Here is a 17,226-nt window from a genome sequence, read left to right as displayed (position 1 = left end):
ATCCTATCAAAAACTTGCACTAGCATTTGAATCTAGGTTTTCTTTTTTTGAGTAAAAGATGAAGATGGTTTTGATGTTAAAATCTTTGGGTATATTTTAGGTTCTGAATACTTCAATCTCAAGGTTTTTCCAGAGTACCGTTTAGAGTACTGCATTCGCAATATATCATTAATTTTAGTCATAAAAAAATGCGTCCGAAGACGCATTATCATTGACTTTATCACTTTGTAGCGAGGAGCAGATTTGAACTGCCGACCTCAGGGTTATGAATCCTGCGCTCTAACCAACTGAGCTACCTCGCCTAATTTATCGAGGGTGCAAATATAATTGAATTTTGTAGATAAGCAAGAGGTGTTTTTAATTTTTTTTAAATAGAATTATTACCTATCTTGTCAACCTAAGAAAATCAATAATGGAAAAAGTAAAATTCGAATTAGAAATCCCAATTCATGCCTCACCAAACATGCTATATCAGTATATATCTTCGCCATCTAATTTACAAGAATGGTTTGCAGATAAAGTAAATTCTAGAGGTAAAATATTTAGCTTTATTTGGGATGGAGTTAAAGAAGAAGCAACATTAATCTCTAAAAAAACAGACGAAAGAATTCGTTGGAAATGGTTAGAAAGTGAAGGCGACGAAAGTTTTTTTGAGCTAAAGATACAAGTAGATCCACTAACCAAAGATGTTTCTATAATTGTCACCGATTTTGCAGATGATAAAGATGAGATAGAAGAAGCAAAAAAACTTTGGGAAAATCAAATCGAGGAATTAAAACATACCATAGGAGCTTAAAAAACTTTTAAAAATATTAAAAAAAAAACCAGCAGAATTGCTGGTTTTTTTATGTAAAAAATTATCGAAATTATAGTAATTTCGCATCTCTGTAAAAAACTACCAATGATTAATTTTAACGGCGAATTACTTTTTAAAGAAAACGTACATTTATCTACAAATAATAGAGGATTTAAATATGGAGATGGAATTTTTGAAACCATTAAAATAGCAAACAAAAAAGTTGTTTTTTGGGAAGATCATTACTTTAGGTTAATGGCTTCTATGAGAATGCTACGTATGAAAATTCCGATGGAATTTACTTTAGAATTTCTAGAACAAGAAATTTTAAAAACAGTGGCTGTTCAAAAAGAAGCTTCTTCGTTTAGAGCTCGCTTAAATGTTTATAGAAAAGATGGAGGTTTGTACACGCCAACAACCCATAAAATCGATTATTTAATAGAAGTTTCTCCAAACAATTACAAAACAAAGAAACCTTATAAAATCGATGTTTTTAAAGATTTTTATAATTATTCCGGACTTTTATCGACCGTAAAAACCAATAATAGAATGCTAAATACGTTGGCAAGTATTTTTGCCAATGAAAACGATTTAGACAATTGTATTTTGCTCAACGAAAAAAAAGGGGTTGTAGAGGTTGCCAATGGAAATATTTTTATAATAAAAGGCAATGTCGTTAAAACACCAGCTTTAACAGAAGGTTGTATTAAAGGAGTTATAAGGGGTAAAGTAATTGATATGATTAAAAAAAATAAAGAATTTACCCTAGAAGAAACTGTAATTTCTCCATTCGAAATTCAAAAAGCAAACGAAGTATTTGTAACCAATACAATCATGGGAATTCAACCAGTAACCCATTATAAGAAAAAATCGTTTACCACTGAGTTTGGCGAAAAGTTAAACAATAATTTAAAAGTGCTGCAAATTACCGGAAAATAATTTTTGGGTGGTCCTTTCTGCCAAAAGCATTTGCAGTAAAGTTGGGCTTGGGAGGTTTATCTTAAGCGAAGTCGAAAGGCACTCACTTTTTATTAGCATTTTAGGGCAAATAAAAAAGTTCAAACAAATGCTTCAATCTCTAACAAGCTCATTTAATCCTGTAAAGTAAAAGAAAATAACAATTAATTTAAATTAAAATCTTTAGGAGCATTTGCCCATAACTTGTAGTTTCCACCTTTTTGAAGCAGTTTATTTTTCCAAAGGTCTTCTTCATTTAATGTAAAAATGTTTTCGAAATCATTTTCAGAAACAAACCAAGAGTTTTCTTTAATTTCATTTTCTAATTGATTTTTACTCCATCCAGTATAACCCAAAAAAAAGCGAATATCACTTTCTTCTAGCAAACCTTCATTTAATAATTTTTTAAGTTGCCTAAAATTACCGCCCCAAAAAATACCGTTGGCAACCTCTAAACTACCATCTAACAACTCCGGAATTTTATGTACAAAATACAAATTGTCTTGTTCTACAGGGCCACCTTCATACACATGAAAACGGCAACGAACATCTGGCACCAAATCGTTTACAGTATATTCTAAAGGTTTATTTAAAATAAAGCCTACAGTGTTATTTTCTGTATGCTCTGTTAATAAAATAATGGCTCTATTAAAAGAACTATCGTTTAAAATAGCAGGTTCCGCAACTAGCAGTTTTCCCTTTTGTAAATTTGCTTCTTTCATTCATCGAATTTAAATTGTAAGGTAAGAAAAAATATAAAACAAAAAAACTCTCTTAAAAAAGAGAGCTTTTATTTTATTTAAAACTGTAATGATTTAGTTTACAGCATCGCTTAATCCTGCTCCAGCTTTAAATTTAGCTACATTTTTAGCAGCAATTTGAATCGTTTTTCCAGTTTGTGGATTTCTTCCACTTCTTGCAGCTCTGTTAGATACCGAAAAAGTTCCAAATCCTACTAAAGCAACTTTTTCACCTTTTTTTAAAGAAGAAGTTACGTTGCTTGTAAAAGACTCTAAAGCTGCTTTAGCTGCTACTTTAGAAATTCCTGCATCTGCAGCCATTGCATCGATTAAATCTGATTTGTTCATAATAAATTGATTTTTAAAATTAATTGAATAAAATAGTTTTTTTGCTTAAAAGCTTAACAAATATAGACGGATTGTGGGCTTACGCAAATTCGCCCCCTAAAAAAGTGCCTTTTTGTTAATAAAAGTATATAAATTGTTAATAAAGCAAGTGTTGTAATTACAAAAACTCTAAAAACCGCACGAATAAAGGCTTTACATCATTTTTGCGTCTGGGTAAAAATGAAAGCCATTTAGCAAACTTTTTGCATCCATTTTTTTCTTTCCAGAAAGTTTAATTTCGTCTATAATAATGTATCCTTTGTCCACTGCAACTTTCAGCTCTTTTTTAGAACTTATAATGTTTCCAAACTCAAAATTATGGTTTTCTTCTTCTTTTTGAACTCCATAAATCTTTGCAGAAATTTCTTCGTTATGACTACGTATTATTGTCCAAGCTGCCGGAAATGGATTTAAACCGCGAATTTTATTGTAAATGTTGTCTAAAGAATCATTCCAATCGATTCTACAATTCTCGGGGTTTAATTTTGGAGCCAATTTTTCTTCTAAATTTGGTTGTTTTATCGTTTTAACAGCTCCTTTTTTTATGAGTTCTACAGTTTTTATTACCAAATTTGCACCTAAATACATTAATTTGTCGTGCAAACTACCAACGGTTTCGTCTTTGGCAATCGCCATTTTTTCTTGTAAAATAATTTCTCCAGTATCAATTTTATCATCAATAAAAAAAGTCGTCACTCCAGTTTTGGTTTCTCCATTAACAATGGCCCAATGTATAGGAGCAGCCCCTCTATATTCTGGTAATAAAGAGGCATGCAAATTAAAAGTACCATATGCTGGCATTTGCCAAACAGATTTTGGTAACATTCTAAAAGCAACTACAATTTGTAAATTGGCATTTAAATCTTTTAATTTTTGTGTAAAAGCTTCATTTTTAAGATTTGTAGGTTGTAAAATGGTTAAATTTTGAGATTTTGCATACTTTTTAACTGCAGATTCATTTAATTTTCTTCCTCTGCCTGCGGGTTTGTCTGGAGCTGTAATAACCCCAACAATGGTGTAATTTTTCTCAACCAAATTTTTAAGAATGGTTACTGCAAAATCTGGGGTTCCCATAAAAACGATGCGTATCTCTCTCATTTTATTTATTTTGAAATTTATTTTGATGATTTAAAAATATCTTGTCTAAAGCCAAAAGGTTTCGCAAATGTATTAAAATGTCTTTCTCGTTACTATGTAAAGAATCGCTAATTTCTTTTGAAGTTAGCATTTTTTCAACCTTTAAAAGGGCAATTATTTTTTCTGAAAGGTTTTCTTTTATACTTTTTCTTTCTAATAAGCAAACATCGCAAATGCCACATTTTTCTGCTGTATGCTCATCGAAATAAGAAAGAAGTTGAATGCTTCTACAAAGGGCATCGTTTTTTATAAAACGGAGTAAATCTGCCGCTTTTTTATTTTTTTGATATAAAAACTGTTGGATGTTTTTCGCAAAACGATTAATGGTTTTATCGTCTTCTCTAGGAACTAAAAATAGTAACGAAGCAGCAGCTTGTACAGGAATGTACTCTAAAAATTCTAGTTCTTGCAATATCTCTAAATTTTCGATTACTTTTTTTGAAGTAATGCCTGCCTTTTTGGCAATAAAAAATTCGTCGATTTTAATTTCATTATCGAAGAGACCACCATAAGTTCTTAATAAAACGCTAATAAAGTTGCTAAGAGACTTGTTTTTTTCTCCGAATTTTAGAATGGCAGAATGATGGGTAATAAACTTTAAAGTAGATTTTTTATTGTAATTATCGGTTATTTCTATAATCCCGTAATTAGAAATTATTTTAAGAACGGCATCTGTTTTTAAGACAGAAAAATTATATTTTTTAGAAAATTCTAAGATATTAAAGTCAAAAGAAGTTTCTGCAATTTCGCCATTTGCAATTCTAAAATATTGGTATAGTTTTTTATGAATTTCTTTAATTTCTAAAATTGTTGGCAACGATTTTTGCAGTTGTTCTTTAAACATTAAAATATCGTGCTCGTTATAAAAAAGTGCTGCAAACGATTTTTTGTTATTTCTACCAGCTCTGCCTGTTTCTTGTACATAATTTTCTAGACTAAAAGGCAAATTATAATGTATTACGAGCCCCACATTTGGCTTATCTATTCCCATTCCAAATGCATTTGTAGCCACCATTATAGGTGTTTTTTCTGTCATCCAATTGTCAAAAGAAATCTGCTTGTTAATTTTAGATAAGCCAGCGTGATAAAAACCACTTCTAAAACCATTTGCATTTAAGAAATTGGCAATTTCTTCTGTTTTTTTTCTTGAATTTACATAAACAATTGCTGGTGTTTTCGTTTTTGTAAAAATTTGTAACAAGCGTTGTAATTTATCTTCAATTTTAAAAACTTGATAAGCCAAATTTTTTCGAGAAAAAGATTTTCGGAATATTTTTGGACTTTTTAGCTCTAAATTTTCTTCAATATCTTTAAGAACTCTCTTATTTGCGGTTGCTGTTAATGCAATAAAAGGAACCCTTGCATTAAGATTTTTTAAAATTTTAATGTTTCTATACGAAGGCCTAAAGTCATAACCCCATTCCGAAATACAATGTGCTTCGTCAATAGCAACCAAATTTAAATTTACTTCCGTTAATTTTTGCTGAATTAAGGGAGACTGTAATCTTTCTGGAGAAATGTATAGAAATTTTACGTTTCCGAATTTTATGGTATCGAAAAGCGTAATTATTTCATCTGGGCTAGTTCCAGAAGGAATTGTAACCGCTTTTATATGTAGCTTTTTAAGATTTTCTACTTGATCTTGCATTAAGGCAATTAAAGGTGAAATTACCAAGCAAGTTCCTTCTTTTACTAAGCCAGGTATTTGAAAACATAATGATTTTCCGCCACCAGTTGGTAGTAATGTTATAACGTCTTTTTCCTCTAAAACAGCAGTAATAATTTCTTTTTGAGGCGTTCTAAATTGCGAAAAACCCCAATATTGGGCGAGTATTTTTTCAGGAGAAATCATAAATCGCAAGAAAGCGAATTTAAAATAAAATTTGTTCTTTCTTCTACCTTTCCAAAAGGTACATTTGTAATTGTATAACCTAATTTTTTGTAAGCATCTACTAAAAATTGGTCTATAGTTACAGCTTGTTCGAAAGTTTCGTAACGTTCGTTATCTGTTGTGTGAATTTGCTTCCATGGAGAAAAATGAAAAATAGCGTCGTATTTATATTGTTTGCTTTTTTCTAAAAAAACAGCTGGATACGAAGTTTTAAAATAATTCATATAGGCATAAATATCTGGAAGTCCTCTATCGAAAAAAACGAGTTTGTGGTTTGTTTTATTTGCAATTTTGTATTGTTGTTCTCTACCTTCTAACAACATTGTGCTAAAAAGAAGCGGTTCTGTTAAAAAGAGCTGGTCTATGCCTTTTTCTTTGGCTTTAAGAATTACTTCTCTAGAAACTTCTTCCATACAAAAAAAATCTCTAGAAATAAGGTTGTTAAGTACGGTTGTTTTGCCAGTACTAGGCCCTCCAATAAGCACAATTTTTTGTTGCATTTTACAAAAATAAATCATTCCCTTTATAAAACTAATTTTTAATGTAATTTTGTGGCTTGCTATTTGCAAATGGTTTATTAAAATTTTAGAGATATTATGAGTAAAAAAAGCGAGTTTTATAGCAAATTAAAAGTTCAGTTAGACGATACTACAAGTTTTCCTGCAGATTACTTGTACAAGTTTATTGTGCCTACTACTAAAAATCAAGTAACAGAGGTAGAAGATATTTTCGATAATAGAGGCGCTGTAATTACAACTAAAAAATCGAAAACAGGAAGATATGTAAGTGTTTCCATTATTTTAAAAATAGAAAATTCAGACGAAGTAATTTCGTTTTATAAAAAAGTAGAAAAAATAGAAGGAATTATCTCTTTATAATGTTATTATTATGAAAAACAGTGTTTTATTAATTATTTTTTTGTTTTTAACGGTTCCAATTTTAGGTCAAAAAAAGTCGAAAACCTTACTAACCATCGATGGAGAAAAAATAACAGTAGAAGACTTTAAGCGTGTTTACGAAAAAAATTTAGATGTCATAGATAACGAAGAATCTAAAGACGTTGCTAAAAATTTAGAACTTTTTATCAACTATAAATTAAAAGTAAAAGAAGCTTACCAATTACAATTAGATACCTTACCCTCTTACAAAAGAGAAATAGAAACCTATAAAAACCAACTTTCTGCACCTTACTTACAAGACACTACTTTTATAGAAGATTTGGTAAAAGAAGTGTATAAAAGAACAAAAAACGAAGTAAAAGCAAAGCATATATTGGTTAGAATTCCTAGAGATGCCACTCCAAAAGATACTTTAGTAGCGTATAAAAAAATAACTAAAATTAGAAACAGAATTGTTAATGGCGAAGATTTCGAGGAAGTTGCTGTTGTAGCATCCGAAGATAATTCTGCGAAAGACGATCTTAAATCAGGTCGAAAAGGAAATAAAGGAAATTTAGGCTATTTCTCTGCTTTTGATATGGTTTTAGAATTCGAAGATAAGGCTTATAAAACCAAAGTTGGCGAAGTTTCAGAACCGTTTAGAACCCAATTTGGGTATCATATTTTAAAAGTAGATGATAAAAGACCCTCTTTAGGAGAGGTGCAAGTTGCACATCTTTTAATAGCAGATACCACTGCTGTTGGTAAAAAGAAAATAGATGATGTGTATGCAAAACTTAAAAATAATGGAAATTTCGAAGCGTTGGTAACACAATATTCAGAAGATGAAAATTCAAAAAAGAACGGAGGTAAATTAAGAAAATTTCGAAAAGGTAGAATGCTAAAACCTATTGAAGAGGCTGCTTTTTCACTAAAAAATGTAGGAGATTATGCAGCGCCTGTTAAAACGCGTTTTGGATGGCATATTATACAATTAGTTGAAAAATTTCCGATAAAACCTTTTAATGAATTAAAAAAAGAACTCGGCAATAAAATTAAAAGAAGTTCTAGAATGCAATTGTCGGAAATTGCTGTAATTAATAAATTAAAAGCAAAATATACGATTACAGAAAACGAAGAAGCAAAAAAAATATTAAATAGAAAAAACATTAGAGCCATTCCAAAAGACTCTTTACAAAATGTTATTTTAACAATAAACGATAAAGAAATTACGCAAGAATCTTTTATAAACTACATTCGCAATAGAAGGCACAAACCAGTGTATTTATTGTTCGATATGTTTAAAAATGAAGAAATTTTGTCGTATTACAAAGAGAATTTGGTACATACCGAACCAGAATATGCATACACGTTAAAAGAGTACGAAGATGGTTTGTTACTTTTTGAATTGATGCAACAAAAAATATGGAACGCTTCTTCCAAAGACACCTTGGGTTTAAAAAATTATTTCGAAGCCAATAAAAATAAATATCCATCTAAAGAGTTAAAAAATAACAAAGGAGAGGTAATGAACGATTACCAAAACTTTTTAGAGAAAAATTGGATTGCAGACTTAAGAAAAAAGAGTGAAATAAAAATTAATAAAAAACAATTAAGAAAACTAATTAAATTTTACGAAGAAAAATAATGAGATTTTTACTGATCGGTTTTTGTGTACTTACATTCGCTTCGTGCGATTATTTTAGCGTAAAAGAAAAAGAAGCCTCTTCTTCGGAAATTGTTGCTATCGTAAATACAGACAAGCTTTTTAGAGAAGACTTAAAAAGCATTTTACCAGTAAACATCTCTAAAGAAGATAGCTTAGTACTCGTAAAAAGCTACATACAAGATTGGGCAATTAAAAAACTTCTTTTAAAAAAAGCAGAAAATAATAGCTCTTTAGAAAGCTTAAAAGAAATAGAGGTTTTAGTAAACGATTATAGAGAAAGTTTATTGATTAATAAATACAAGTCAGAAATTATCAATCAAAAATTAGATACCGTTATTTCAGAAGAAGAAGTCGCGAATTATTATAATTTAAACAAAGAGAATTTTAAGTTAAATGAAGAGTTGGTAAAAGCAAAGTATTTATCTTTCGACAACGATTTAAAAGATAAAAAAGAAATTATAACACTCTTTCAGTCAAATAAAATTGAAGACCTAGAAGAATTAGAGAGAAAGCAATTAAGCTTTAAACTTTACAATTTAAACGACTCGGTTTGGACAGAAGTAGATAAGATTTTGTTAAAACTACCTTTTTCTAAAGAAAATCTGTTAAAAAAAACAAAATTCACTCAAAAACAAGATTCATTAAGTTTATATTTGGTGGCTATAAAAGATGTTTTACCAAGAAACGAAATAGCACCCTTAAGTTATATAGAATCTAAAATAAAACAAATGATTTTACACAAACGTAAAATCGAATTAATAAGAGATATCGAAAAAATAATAGTAAAAGATGCTACACAAAACAACAATTTTAAAATATATTAAATTTCTACCAATAATTGCCTTTCTTTTAATAGGTTCACAAACAGTACATGCACAAAAAGAAAAAATAGACGGTGTAGCAGTGGTTGTGGGTAAAAATATTGTTTTAGACTCTGATATAGAAAAGTTTAAACAAGAAGTAAAACTTAGAAGCGAAGGAAAAGTTACATTTACAGACTGCGAAATGTTAGAAGAATTAATGCAACAAAAACTATTATCTCACCATGCAGTAATCGATAGTGTTACCGTTTCTGAAACAGAAATTAATGGCAGTGTAGATAGAAGTGTACAATATTTTACACAACAATATGGTAGCTTAGATAAGGTTATTAAAGCCTATGGTTTTAATGATTTAGACGATTTAAAAGGAGAATTATACAAGGTTCAAAAAGAAAATCTTTTAATTGAAAAAGAACAACAAAAAATAACAGAAAAAGTAGATGTAACACCAGAAGAAGTTCGCTTGTATTACAATGGTTTAAAAGACGCAGGAGAATTGCCAGAATTTGCTGCAGAGGTAGAGCTGGCACAAATTGTATTAAAAGCAGAACCTTCACAAGAAGAGATAGATAGAATTATTGCCGAATTAAAACAACTTAAAAAAGAAATTTTAGACGGTGCAAGTTTTAGAATGAAGGCAGTTATTAACTCTAACGACCCTAGTGTAACCCAAAATGGAGGTAGAATGGAGGTAACCAAAGAGTCTAATTTTATTAAAGAATTTAAAGAAGTCTCATTTTCTTTAGAAGAAGGCGAAATTTCGGAACCCTTTAAGACAGCTTTTGGGTACCATATTATTCAATTGCACAAAATAAAAGGAAACACAAGAATTGTTTCTCATATTTTATTGCAACCAAAAGTACCAGATAGTAAATTAAAAGAAACTCAAGATAAGTTAGAGAAAATTAAACAAGACATTAAAGATGGTACAATTACTTTCGAAGAAGCTGTTAAAAAATATTCCGAAGACAAAGCATCTAAAAACAATGGAGGGCTTATTTTAAACCCATTCACTGGAGAATCTAAATTCGATTTAACAAGAATGGATCCTGCGTTTTATGCAAGAGTTAACGATTTAAAAAAAGGAGAAATGTCTGATGTTTTTTATGATGAAACGAGAGAAGGAAAAATGTATAAGTTTATCTTAATGAAAGAAAGAACAGACACACATACAGCAGATATTGTAGAAGATTACGTAAAAATTCAAGATTTAGCTTTAAACAAAAAGAAAGAAGAAACTATAGAAGAATGGTCTAAAGAAAAAATAAAAGATACTTATATTAAAATTTCAGAAGACCATGCAATCTGTAAGTTTAAAAAGAATTGGAAAAAAGAAATAAAAAATAAATAATGTCAGACGTAGAAGCAGTTAAAAACCTAGTTGGTAAATACGAACAACTACAATCTGAAATAGGAAAAGTAATTATTGGGCAACAAGAAGCTGTAAATTTTACTTTACTATCTATTTTTTGTGGAGGGCATTCTTTATTAATAGGAGTTCCTGGATTGGCAAAAACGTTATTGGTAAATACCGTTTCAGACGCACTGGGTTTAAATTTTAAAAGAATTCAGTTTACTCCAGATTTAATGCCTTCAGACATATTAGGAAGCGAAATTTTAGACGAAAACCGACATTTTAAATTTATAAAAGGACCCATTTTCTCGAACATTATTTTAGCAGACGAAATTAATAGAACACCACCAAAAACGCAGGCAGCCTTATTAGAAGCCATGCAAGAACGCTCTGTAACAGTTTCTGGAAACCATTATAAATTAGAATTGCCATTTTTTGTGTTGGCAACTCAAAACCCCATTGAGCAAGAAGGAACCTATCCTTTACCAGAAGCACAATTAGATAGGTTTATGTTTTCTATTAATTTAGAATACCCAACTTTTCAAGAAGAAGTACAAGTTGTAAAAAATACAACATCAAGTTTGCAACAAAAAATAAAATCTATTTTTTCTGGTGCAGAAATTGTAGAAATTCAGCATTTAATTCGAAAAATACCAGTTGCAGAAAACGTCATAGAATATGCCGTTCGTTTGGTAGGCAAAACAAGACCAAAATCTGCAGAAGCGACAGAATTGGTAAAATCTTATTTAGATTGGGGTGCAGGGCCAAGAGCTTCACAAAATTTAATTTTGGCCGCAAAAGCACATGCAGCAGTTCATGGTAAATTTTCACCAGATATCGAAGATGTAAAAGCGGTTGCAGTTCCTATTTTATCTCATAGAATAGTAAAAAACTATAAAGCAGAAGCAGAAGGGATAAGCATTAAAGAAATTATAAACTCTTTGTTGTAAAAAATATTGTTATAGTTAGCTATTCTCTAAACAATAATAAAAACTTACAAAAATATTTCTCATAATCCTAATACCTAAAACAATACAATTATCTTTAAATTAAATTTAGAATTAAAAGGTAGTTTTATTGCTTTAAATTTATTAAAAATGAAATATTTAATAGCAGAAGACGAAATAGACTTACAACAATCTATTGTAACGTATTTACAACGAGATGGTAATATCTGTGAAGTTGCATCGAATTTCGAAGAAGCTTCAGAAAAAGTTAGTATTTATGATTATGACGCTATTATTTTAGATATTAACCTAATTTCTGGGAGCGGTTTAGATGTTTTAAAAATCATAAAAAAAGAGAAAAAAAGAGCCGGTGTAATTATTATTTCAGCCAATAATTCATTAACAGATAAATTACAGGGGCTAGATTTAGGTGCAGACGATTATATTACAAAACCATTTCATTTAGCTGAATTAAACTCAAGAATTAAAGCCGTTTTAAGAAGAGGAAAATATGGTGGAGATGAAATTATGGTTTTTAATGAAATTAAAATCGATACAAAATCTAGAACAGCATATATTAACCATAAAGCCATTGCATTAACTCGAAAAGAATACGATTTATTGGTGTTTTTTATATCTAACAAAGGGCGAGTTTTATCAAAAGAAATTATTGCAGAATATCTTTGGGGAGATGATAGCGATTTACTAGATAATTTTTGTTTTATTTATGTTCACATTAATAATTTAAGAAAAAAACTAACTGCAGAAGGAGCAAAATATATAAAAACAGCTTATGGAAGTGGTTATAAATTTATAGAAGATTAAAAAGTGTCAAAGAAAACAAAACTTATAAAAAAAACATCAAAAAGTTTTCTTATTACTGGGTTTATATTAATTGTTTTAAGTTCTATTATACTGTATTTCTATACAAGAAACTTACTGCAAAATGAAATTGAAGAAAGTTTATATTCTACAGAAGCAAGAGTTGTTTTTGCTATCGAAAATAACAAAATACAGTTTTCACTTCCGCCAGTTACAGAAATTAAAAAGGTTAATAAGTTAAAGCGTAAGATTTTAAAAGACACTGTTATTTACGACGCATCTCAAGACGAAATGGAATTGTTTAGAGAACTTACTACTTTTAAAAATATTAATGGAGAAAATTACCAAATTACAGTTCGTAATTTAGTTGTAGAATCAGAAAATATTTTATTGGGAATTGTAATTTCTAATTTCGCTATTTTTTTAATCTCATTTATCTTTTTGTATTATTTAAATACCTCTAGAAACCTTAAATTGTGGAAACCCTTTTTTAAAAACCTAGAACAAATGAAACAATTTTCTTTAACATCAAAAAAACCAATTCAACTTATCGAAAGTGATGTTTTAGAATTTTCAGAATTAAAGATGCAAATTGAAACTTTAACCCAAAAAGTACAAACAGATTACGAAAACTTAAAACAATTTACAGAAGATGTTTCTCACGAAATGCAAACACCTTTAGCGATTATTCAGGCAAAAATAGATAACATTATTAATGCCCACGAAATAAACGACAAACAATTTAAGCAAATTACTTCAATACAAAAAGATATACAGCGCTTAAAACAGCTAAACAAACGAATTACCATTCTTACAAAGATCGATAATAATCAGTACATAAACGTAAGCTCAATACATCTTACCCATTTAATTAACGACAAAATAGATAGTTATAAGGGCTTGAATATCAACAACATTAGTTGTAATTCTACTGAAGTGCTAATGGTGTCTATGGATTCTTATTTAGCAGACATCTTAATTAATAATTTATTTTCTAATGCTATTAAATACAGTCGTAAAAAAGATAAAATATTAATTAACACCACTAAAAATTCATTAACAATTTCTAATATCGGCGATAAAGCATTAGTAGATCCAGAAAAGTTATTTAATCGTTTTTATAGAGAATCTAACAAAAATTATGCGACTGGTTTGGGTTTGGCAATTGTTAAAAAAATATGTGATTTATATCAATTTAAAATCTCTTATCAATTTAAAGCGAATCATCATATCTTTTCGATAGAATTTTAATTAAATTTTAGTTTTTAAAAGCTATCTTTAAAATAACTTTAGATTTCGACACTACTTTTGTGAGATAAAAGAAAAATCTAATGTTTAAATACACCTTTACAACAATTTTGCTGGCATTTACAATGTTTGTAAATGCTCAAAAAACCATTACAATTACGGGTCAAATAATAGAGAGTGATACCAAAAAAGTCTTACCATTTGTAACCATTTCTGTGAATGATAACGAAACCAATAAAATAGTTACAGGAACAATTTCAGATGATAATGGACGATTTAAAATTAAAAATCTTGCTACAGGAAAGTATGTCGTTCATATTTCTTATTTGGGTTTTAAAACGGTAAAAAGAAGCATTAATTCTGGCGGATTAAACCCTATTTTCGATTTGGGTAAAATAGCATTAAAAGCGGTTACAGAATCTTTAGATAAAATTACAATTGAAGCAAAAAAAGCTACTATTAATGCGGCTTTAGATAAAAAGTCTTTTAGTTTGGCAGATAATATTGCACAATCTGGTGGTTCTGTTTTAGATGCGATGAAAACAATGCCTGGTATTGCTTTTGACCAAGATGGAAAAGTAATTTTACGGGGTAGTGATAAAGTTGTAGTTTTAATCGATGGAAAACAATCGAGTTTAACTGGTTTTGGAAATCAAAAAGGGTTGAGTAATATTCCTGCTTCAAATATTAAGAGAATAGAAATTTTTAACAATCCATCAGCAAAATATGATGCAAATGGTTTTGCAGGAATTGTAAATATTATTTACAAAAAAGAAAAACAAACCGGTTTAAATGGTGATGTTGGTTTGTCTTTTGGTTTAGGAGCATTATCTAAAAGAAAAGAAGACACTAAAACAGATTTGGGGAGTTATGCTGTAAATCCAAAATTAATTCCGAGTTTAAACTTAAACTATAAAACTAAAAATTTAAATTATTTTTTACAATCAGAATTTATTATTCAAGAGGCATTACCAAATAACGAATTTACAACAAGAAATTACGATGATGGTAGAAATATTATTTCGCAAGTTCCAGAAAACAGAAAACAATTTCGTTCTATAATTACTGGTGGAATCGATTGGGAATTGAGTAAAAACGATGCCATTACAATTTCTGCAATGTACGATAGAGAAAAACATATAGATACCTCTCAAGTAGCCTTTATCAACCTAAATAATAATGTGCGTAATCGTTTATATACTTGGAAAGAAAAAGAAGTTACAAGTTATATAAATGCATCTGTAAACTATACACATAATTTCGAACAAGCAGGGCATTCAATCTCTGCAAATGCACAATACACAAGAGGTTTAGAAGACGAAGATTATTTTTTAAATGATAATTCTGAAATAAGAATTGGTAGAGATATGACCAATATTAGAGCCATAGAACATACCACAAGTTTATCTGCAGATTATACAAAAGCACTAAGTAGTGGTCGTTTAGAATTGGGTGCAAAAGCAAGATTTAGAAACTTACCAGTAGATTATACAATTAATCGTGGAAATGAATCTATTATTTATCCAGATTTAGGAGATTTTTCAATTTGGAAAGAAAACCTATATGCTTTTTATGGAAATTATTTATTAGAAAAAGAATTTTTTGATATTGAAGCTGGTTTAAGAGCAGAACAAACAGATGTTTCTTATGAATTAGACCCTGTGAATATTTATTATGCAACCAATGATGCATATGATTATTTTGAATTATTTCCAAGTGTAAGATTTACTTATAAAATAAATGATGAAAATAAACTTTCATTATTTTACAATCGAAGAATAGACAGGCCAGGAGAACCTGAATTACGAATTTTTCCAAAATACGATGACCCAGAATTATTAAAGGTTGGTAACCCTTATTTGCGCCCACAATTTACAAACAGTGTAGAAATGGCACATCGTTATAATTGGAGCTCTGGTTCTTTGTTTTCGGCGGTATATCATAGGCAAATATCGGGAGCATATCAACGTGTTTTTGCTATTGATAATAGCAACCCTAATTACGATATTGTAAACAAAATTTATCAAAACACAGGCAAAAGCACAAATACAGGAATAGAATTGTTGTTCAGTCAAGACATTTTAGAAAACTGGAAATTAATCGCCAGTACAAATGTATATCAAAATAAAATAAATGCTTTTCAAGGTACTTTACTGTTTCCTTTTATAAGACCTTTTACTATAGAAAAAACATCTAACACAGCCGGAGATTTTAAAATTACGAACTCTTTTATGCTTCCTTTAGAAATTGAAGCGCAAATAACAGGTTTGTATTATTCCAAAAGAAATATTCCACAAGGAGAAGAGTTGGCACGTTCTTCTTTAGATTTAGGTTTAAAGAAATCTATTTGGAATAAAAAAGGAGAAATTACATTATCTGCAAGTGATTTGTTAAACAATTTCGGATTAAGACAACGCATTAAGGGAGAGGGCTTTACGGCTTTATACGAAAATTATTACGAAACTCAAATCATACGAGTAGCAATGAAATATAAGTTCTAAAACCATTTTAAACAATCTTTAGATTTTAATAGAATGAATCTTTTACCAGAACACGAAAACTTGATTTTCTAATTCTTATTACTTTTAATAAGCCTGAAAAAGCACAACAAACTACGTAAAAGATGGTAAATTGAAGTGTGTTTTAAAGCAATGAAATCGAGTGGATTTGATATAGAAAAAACCGATTCTAATTAAAAAAACACGATAGGAAAGCTAAATCTATATTCAAAACATGGACTTGATTTCTTAGCTAGAACATTCTTAAACTCTAAAAATCAAACTAATATAGAAATTTATCAGTTTTTGTCATGCCCTTATGCGTTTAAATTTGTAGTTGCGTGGGTTTTAATGTTGCGTTTTAGAAATAAATCGTAACGCGATAAGAGGATTTCACCCATTACATTGCAGTCCTTCCCAAAATGTCTTCCGGTAGTTTCTACTCCTAAATCGTCAAAACAATAGAAATTGCTGTTACCATATTCTTCAATGGTTTTAAAACCAATATTATTAAATGAAAATGTAATATTTCTTGCAGGAATTACTTCATAAGGTTTGTAATGAGGTACTATGTGTCGAAGTAATTTCATTAAACTTGTTTTACCACACCCCACTAGACCAGATAGCAAAATACCTTTATTTGGGTCTATATTTAATTTTTTACATGTTTCAAAATCACGAATAAAATAGATATATAACTTGTAAAGGACCATCTCATCTTCTTCGTAAATCTTGAAGTTTTTGCCAAACAGGAATTTCCCTTTTGCATCTAGGTAAATTAATATCTTCTTAAAATCGTATGCTATATTAATACAATTCTTATGATAGTCAAAAACCACAAAACCTTGTAAATCATACGATTTACAAGGTTTTAGTTTCTATTGGTATTCTTTTCAGTCGGGGTGGCAGGATTCGAACCTGCGACCTCCGCGTCCCAAACGCGGCGCGATAACCGGGCTACGCTACACCCCGAAAAATAACCATTTTCAGTGTCGTTTATCTCGGCAATACCAAAAAACTACAATTCGAAAACGATTCCTTATTTTAAGGAATGCAAATATAGAATAATATTTATATATTG

The 17,226-nt window shown here is 29.5% G+C and carries 15 protein-coding genes, 2 tRNA genes and 1 pseudogene; 10 read left to right on the top strand and 8 right to left on the bottom strand.

Features of this window, described 5'->3' with window-relative positions; translation table 11 throughout:
* Positions 1 to 228: 228 nt before the first annotated feature.
* Positions 229 to 302: transfer RNA gene (locus tag JL193_RS03595), tRNA-Met, on the bottom strand.
* A gap of 110 nt (positions 303 to 412) precedes the next feature.
* On the opposite strand from JL193_RS03595, the gene JL193_RS03590 reads away from it, so the two are divergent.
* Complete coding sequence (locus JL193_RS03590; RefSeq protein ID WP_207972524.1) at positions 413 to 796, top strand: START-like domain-containing protein; 384 nt, start codon at positions 413 to 415, stop codon at positions 794 to 796.
* A gap of 105 nt (positions 797 to 901) precedes the next feature.
* Positions 902 to 1,735, top strand: coding sequence for an aminotransferase class IV (locus tag JL193_RS03585; protein WP_207972523.1), 834 nt, complete (start codon positions 902 to 904; stop codon positions 1,733 to 1,735).
* A gap of 182 nt (positions 1,736 to 1,917) precedes the next feature.
* On the opposite strand, the gene JL193_RS03580 is transcribed toward JL193_RS03585, so the two are convergent.
* The 5 genes from JL193_RS03580 to JL193_RS03560 form a co-directional block, all read right to left on the bottom strand.
* Positions 1,918 to 2,475: a YqgE/AlgH family protein gene (locus JL193_RS03580; protein ID WP_207972522.1), complete on the bottom strand. Its 558-nt coding sequence runs from the start codon at positions 2,473 to 2,475 to the stop codon at positions 1,918 to 1,920.
* Positions 2,476 to 2,568: 93 nt separating this feature from the next.
* Positions 2,569 to 2,841: an HU family DNA-binding protein gene (locus tag JL193_RS03575; protein WP_138537100.1), complete on the bottom strand. Its 273-nt coding sequence runs from the start codon at positions 2,839 to 2,841 to the stop codon at positions 2,569 to 2,571.
* Between the two features lie 192 nt (positions 2,842 to 3,033).
* Positions 3,034 to 3,978, bottom strand: a complete 945-nt coding sequence (gene fmt, locus JL193_RS03570; protein ID WP_207972521.1) for a methionyl-tRNA formyltransferase — start codon at positions 3,976 to 3,978, stop codon at positions 3,034 to 3,036.
* A 1-nt stretch (position 3,979) separates the two neighbouring features.
* Positions 3,980 to 5,869, bottom strand: coding sequence for a RecQ family ATP-dependent DNA helicase (locus JL193_RS03565; RefSeq protein ID WP_207972520.1), 1,890 nt, complete (start codon positions 5,867 to 5,869; stop codon positions 3,980 to 3,982).
* Positions 5,866 to 6,408 (bottom strand): AAA family ATPase, encoded by a 543-nt coding sequence (locus JL193_RS03560; protein WP_207972519.1) that lies wholly within the window; start codon positions 6,406 to 6,408, stop codon positions 5,866 to 5,868. The genes JL193_RS03565 and JL193_RS03560 overlap by 4 nt, the downstream gene beginning before the upstream one ends.
* Positions 6,409 to 6,504: 96 nt before the next feature.
* Here JL193_RS03560 and JL193_RS03555 point away from each other — a divergent pair, with 96 nt between their 5' ends.
* From JL193_RS03555 to JL193_RS03520, 8 genes are all read left to right on the top strand, one after another.
* Positions 6,505 to 6,786, top strand: coding sequence for a DUF493 family protein (locus JL193_RS03555; protein WP_207972518.1), 282 nt, complete (start codon positions 6,505 to 6,507; stop codon positions 6,784 to 6,786).
* Between the two features lie 10 nt (positions 6,787 to 6,796).
* Entirely contained in the window at positions 6,797 to 8,434 is a 1,638-nt protein-coding gene (locus tag JL193_RS03550) for a peptidylprolyl isomerase (protein WP_207972517.1), read from the top strand.
* Positions 8,434 to 9,279 (top strand): hypothetical protein, encoded by an 846-nt coding sequence (locus JL193_RS03545; protein ID WP_207972516.1) that lies wholly within the window; start codon positions 8,434 to 8,436, stop codon positions 9,277 to 9,279. Before JL193_RS03550 ends, JL193_RS03545 begins: the two co-directional genes overlap by 1 nt.
* Positions 9,245 to 10,627, top strand: a complete 1,383-nt coding sequence (locus tag JL193_RS03540; protein WP_207972515.1) for a peptidylprolyl isomerase — start codon at positions 9,245 to 9,247, stop codon at positions 10,625 to 10,627. Before JL193_RS03545 ends, JL193_RS03540 begins: the two co-directional genes overlap by 35 nt.
* On the top strand, positions 10,627 to 11,580 hold the full coding sequence (locus tag JL193_RS03535; RefSeq protein ID WP_207972514.1) for an AAA family ATPase: 954 nt from the start codon (positions 10,627 to 10,629) through the stop codon (positions 11,578 to 11,580). The genes JL193_RS03540 and JL193_RS03535 overlap by 1 nt, the downstream gene beginning before the upstream one ends.
* A 147-nt stretch (positions 11,581 to 11,727) precedes the next feature.
* Complete coding sequence (locus tag JL193_RS03530) at positions 11,728 to 12,402, top strand: response regulator transcription factor (protein ID WP_207972513.1); 675 nt, start codon at positions 11,728 to 11,730, stop codon at positions 12,400 to 12,402.
* Between the two features lie 3 nt (positions 12,403 to 12,405).
* Entirely contained in the window at positions 12,406 to 13,650 is a 1,245-nt protein-coding gene (locus JL193_RS03525; protein ID WP_207972512.1) for a sensor histidine kinase, read from the top strand.
* 80 nt (positions 13,651 to 13,730) lie between these two features.
* Positions 13,731 to 16,148 (top strand): TonB-dependent receptor, encoded by a 2,418-nt coding sequence (locus tag JL193_RS03520; protein WP_207972511.1) that lies wholly within the window; start codon positions 13,731 to 13,733, stop codon positions 16,146 to 16,148.
* A gap of 317 nt (positions 16,149 to 16,465) precedes the next feature.
* On the opposite strand, the pseudogene JL193_RS03515 reads toward JL193_RS03520, so the two are convergent.
* Both JL193_RS03515 and JL193_RS03510 read right to left on the bottom strand, forming a co-directional pair.
* A pseudogene (locus JL193_RS03515) lies at positions 16,466 to 16,984 on the bottom strand (ATPase); the annotation flags it as partial.
* Between the two features lie 58 nt (positions 16,985 to 17,042).
* Positions 17,043 to 17,117 (bottom strand) — tRNA-Pro (locus tag JL193_RS03510).
* Positions 17,118 to 17,226: the final 109 nt, after the last annotated feature.

The sequence above is a fragment of the Polaribacter batillariae genome, assembly GCF_017498485.1.
Classification (GTDB): domain Bacteria; phylum Bacteroidota; class Bacteroidia; order Flavobacteriales; family Flavobacteriaceae; genus Polaribacter; species Polaribacter batillariae.
Note: the sequence above shows the minus strand (reverse complement) of the source record. Positions and strands in the feature narration are given on the sequence as shown.